2 protein-coding genes and 1 pseudogene are annotated in these 3,671 nt (G+C 76.5%); 2 read left to right on the forward strand and 1 reads right to left on the reverse strand.

The window, feature by feature from the left end:
• The first annotated feature begins 92 nt into the window (after window positions 1–92).
• Entirely contained in the window at window positions 93–1,553 is a 1,461-nt protein-coding gene (locus L7D48_RS27250) for a cysteine desulfurase/sulfurtransferase TusA family protein (protein ID WP_237883521.1), read from the forward strand.
• Between the two features lie 60 nt (window positions 1,554–1,613).
• On the opposite strand, the gene L7D48_RS27255 is transcribed toward L7D48_RS27250, so the two are convergent.
• Window positions 1,614–2,588 (reverse strand): carbohydrate kinase family protein, encoded by a 975-nt coding sequence (locus L7D48_RS27255; protein WP_237883523.1) that lies wholly within the window; start codon window positions 2,586–2,588, stop codon window positions 1,614–1,616.
• Window positions 2,589–2,802: 214 nt separating this feature from the next.
• Here L7D48_RS27255 and L7D48_RS27260 point away from each other — a divergent pair.
• Window positions 2,803–3,671 (forward strand): annotated as a pseudogene (locus L7D48_RS27260) (hypothetical protein); the annotation flags it as partial.

Here is a 3,671-nt window from a genome sequence, read left to right on the forward strand (position 1 = left end):
GGGGCGGAGGAGGGACGGGGGCGGAACGGCCGCCTCCGCGGCCCGCGCGGCCCCGTGGGCACTCGGTGCGGCGGGCGCGTTAGCGTGCCGGTGTGCCCTACTTCGACGCAGCCTCCTCACTCCCCCTCCACCCCGTCGCCCGGCAGGCTCTGCTCGCCGCGCTCGACGAGGGCTGGGCCGACCCCGCCCGGCTGCACCGGGAGGGCCGGCGGGCCCGGCTGCTGCTGGACGCGGCGCGCGAGGCGGCGGCCGGGGCGGTGGGATGCCGCCCGGACGAACTGGTCTTCACCCCGTCGGGCACCCGCTCCCTGCACACCGGCATCGCGGGCGCGCTCGCCGGGAGGCGGCGGGCCGGCCGCGCCCTGGTGGTCTCCGCCGTGGAGCACTCCGCCGTGCTCCACGCCGCCGAGGCCCACGAGGCGGGTGGCGGGACGGTGGTCCGGGTGCCGGTGGACCGTACTGGGCGGGTGGACGCGGCGGCCTTCGGCGCGGCGCTGCGGGGCGACGGCTCCCCGGGGTCGGGGACCGCACTGGCCTGCCTGCAGTCCGCCAACCACGAGGTGGGCACCGAGCAGCCGGTGGAGGAGGTGGCCGGGTTCTGCGCCGAGGCCGGGGTACCGCTGCTGGTGGACGCGGCCCAGTCGCTGGCGTGGGGCCCGGTGCCCGGGCGGTGGTCCCTGCTGGCGGCCAGCGCGCACAAGTGGGGCGGCCCGGGCGGGGTCGGTCTGCTGGCGGTACGCAAGGGGGTGCGGTTCGCCCCGCCGGCCCCGGCGGACGAGCGGGAGTCGGGCCGCTCCCCCGGCTTCGCCGACCTTCCCGCGATCGTCGCGGCGGCGGCCTCGCTGCGGGCGGTGCGTGCGGAGGCGGACGCCGAGGCGGCACGGCTGCGCGCCCTGGTGGACCGCGTACGCGCCGAGGTGCCCGCGCTGGTGCCGGACGTGGAGGTGGTGGGCGATCCGGTGCGCCGGCTGCCGCACGTGGTGACGTTCTCCTGCCTGTACGTGGACGGCGAGGCGCTGCTCCACGCCCTGGACCGGGCGGGGTTCTCGGTCTCCTCCGGGTCCTCGTGCACCTCCAGCACGCTGACCCCCAGTCATGTGCTGCGCGCGATGGGGGTGCTCTCGGAGGGGAACGTCCGGGTGTCGCTGCCCCCGGGTACGGCCGAGGCGGACGTCGACGCCTTCCTGGCGGTGCTGCCGGAAGCGGTGCGGGAGGTGCGCGACCGGCTCCGGGTGCCGTCCGCCGCCGTGTCCGACGCTCCGCACGCCGCGGCCGGCGGGCCGGGAGGCGGGGAGGGCGGGGGGACCGGCGGGCCGGAAGGCACGGACTCCGGCCGGGAGGCGGACCTCACCGTCGACTCCCGGGGCAAGCGGTGCCCGATCCCGGTGATCGAGCTGGCGAAGGTGATCGGCCGGGTGCCGGTGGGCGGCACGGTCCTGCTGCTGGCCGACGACGAGGCGGCCCGGCTGGACGTCCCGGCCTGGTGCGAGATGCGCGGTCACGAGTACCTGGGCGTCAGGGGCCACGCCCACCGGGTGCGCCGCACCGCCTGAGCCCCTCCCCCGGCCGCCGCCGGGGGGAGGGACAGCACCGGGACGCGTTCCGGCGCGTACTCAGGACAGGCAGGTCCGTACCTCGGCCGCGGCGTCCTCGCCGTAGGCCTTGGTGAAGCGCTCCAGGAAGTGGGAGCGCTTCAGCTCGTACTCCTGGGTGCCCAGCGTCTCGATCACCAGCGTGGCGAGCATGCAGCCGAGCTGTGCGGCGCGCTCCAGTCCGAGGTCCCAGGCCAGGCCCGACAGGAAGCCGGCGCGGAAGGCGTCGCCGACGCCCGTCGGATCGACCTTGGCCTCCTCCTCGGGGCAGGGGACGGTGAGGGTCTCGTGGCCCGCCCGCTCGATGCGGACCCCGTCGGAGCCCAGCGTGGTGACACGGGCGCCGACCCGGTCGAGGATGTCCTGCGCGCTCCAGCCGGTCTTGGACTCCACCAGCCCGGCCTCGTACTCGTTGGTGAACAGGTAGGCCGCGCCCTCGGTGAGCCCGCGGATCTCCTCCCCCTCCATCCGGGCGAGCTGCTGGGAGTAGTCGGCGGCGAAGGGGATGGAGCGGGTGCGGCACTCCTCGGTGTGGCGCATCATCGCCTCGGGGTCGTCCGCTCCGATGTGGACCAGGTCCAGCCCGCCGACCCGGTCGGCGACCGTCTTGAGCTCGATCAGCCGGGCCTCGCTCATGGCGCCGGTGTAGAAGGTGCCGATCTGGTTGTGGTCGGTGTCGGTGGTGCACACGAAGCGCGCGGTGTGCAGGATCTCGGAGATGCGCACCGACGCGGTGTCCACACCGTGGCGCTCCAGCCAGGCGCGGTACTCCTCGAAGTCGGCGCCCGCCGCCCCCACGAGGATCGGGCGCACTCCGAGCTGGCCCATGCCGAAGCTGATGTTCGCGCCGACTCCGCCGCGCCGGATGTTGAGGGTGTCGGCCAGGAAGGACAGCGACACCGTGTGGAGCCGGTCGCCGACGAGCTGGTCGGCGAAGCGGCCGGGGAAGGTCATCAGATGGTCGGTGGCGATGGAGCCGGTGACAGCGATACGCACGGCGGGCTGCTCCTGGGGAGGCGGGACTGCGGACACACCACGCTACTTCCTCGCCTCCTCCTTCCTGCCCGGAGCCTCCTGCTCCCGCCGCGTCCGCGCACCGGTGGAACCGTCCGCGGCCCGCTCCCGTCACATCGGCGCACGGCTGGGAAGACAGGCACCGAGGACGCGCGACACGCGGACGCGCGGTGCACGGAACCGAAGGAGCGATGCGGTGAGCGCCGACCACACCCCGGAACCCACCCGAACCCGGCGACGCGGGCTGACGACCGTCTCGGTGGCCCTCGCCGTCCTGCTGGCCGGAGGCGGCGGCGCGTACTGGGCCTCGACCGCCGGGAGCGGCGGGGCCTCGGACGCGGCCGGGCAGGGCGGCCGGGACAGGCCCGCGCCGCTGGTCCTGGACGGCTACGGGCAGGCCCGCGCCGCCTCGCCGGAGCGCGGGATCGCGCCCGGCGAGCCGGCCCCCGGCGGCCCGGTCTACAAGGCGTCCGGCCCGCTGCCCGACGGCCCGGCCTCGGCCCCGGTGTACCGGCCCGCCGGAAAGGTCGGCGAGGAGGACGTGGCCGAGCTGGCGAAGGCTCTGGAGGTGCGCGGCGAGGTCCGCGGGAAGGACGGCTCCTGGACGGTCGGCGGCGAGGACGGGAAGCTCACCGTGGACGCCGCCTCGGGAGCCTGGTCGTTCACGGGCGCGGTGCCTCCGAAGGCCGGGGAGGTCTCCGAGAAGGAGGCGGAGGAGGCGGCCCGGCCCGTCGTGGAGGCCCTCGGTCTGGAGGGCGCCGAGGTGGACGCCGGGCAGGAGCGGGGCGGGCTGCGGATCGTCCGGGTCGAGCCCCGGCAGGACGGGCTGCCCGTCCACGGCTGGACGACCGAGATCGGTGTCGCCCCCGGAGGCGCGCCGGCGAGCGGGAACGGACGGGCCGTCGGGCTGGAGAAGGCCGGCGGGGGCGCCGGGTACCCGGTCATGGACGCCGGGGAGGCGCTGGCCGCGCTCAACGAGCGCGGCGGCCGGGTGGACCTGGGCCTGAAGTGCTCCGGACCACCGCGGAAGGAGGCGCCGGAGCCGGGGAAGGCCGGGCCGGGGGC

Source organism: Streptomyces sp. ICN903 (assembly GCF_022015835.1).
GTDB lineage: Bacteria > Actinomycetota > Actinomycetes > Streptomycetales > Streptomycetaceae > Streptomyces > Streptomyces fenghuangensis.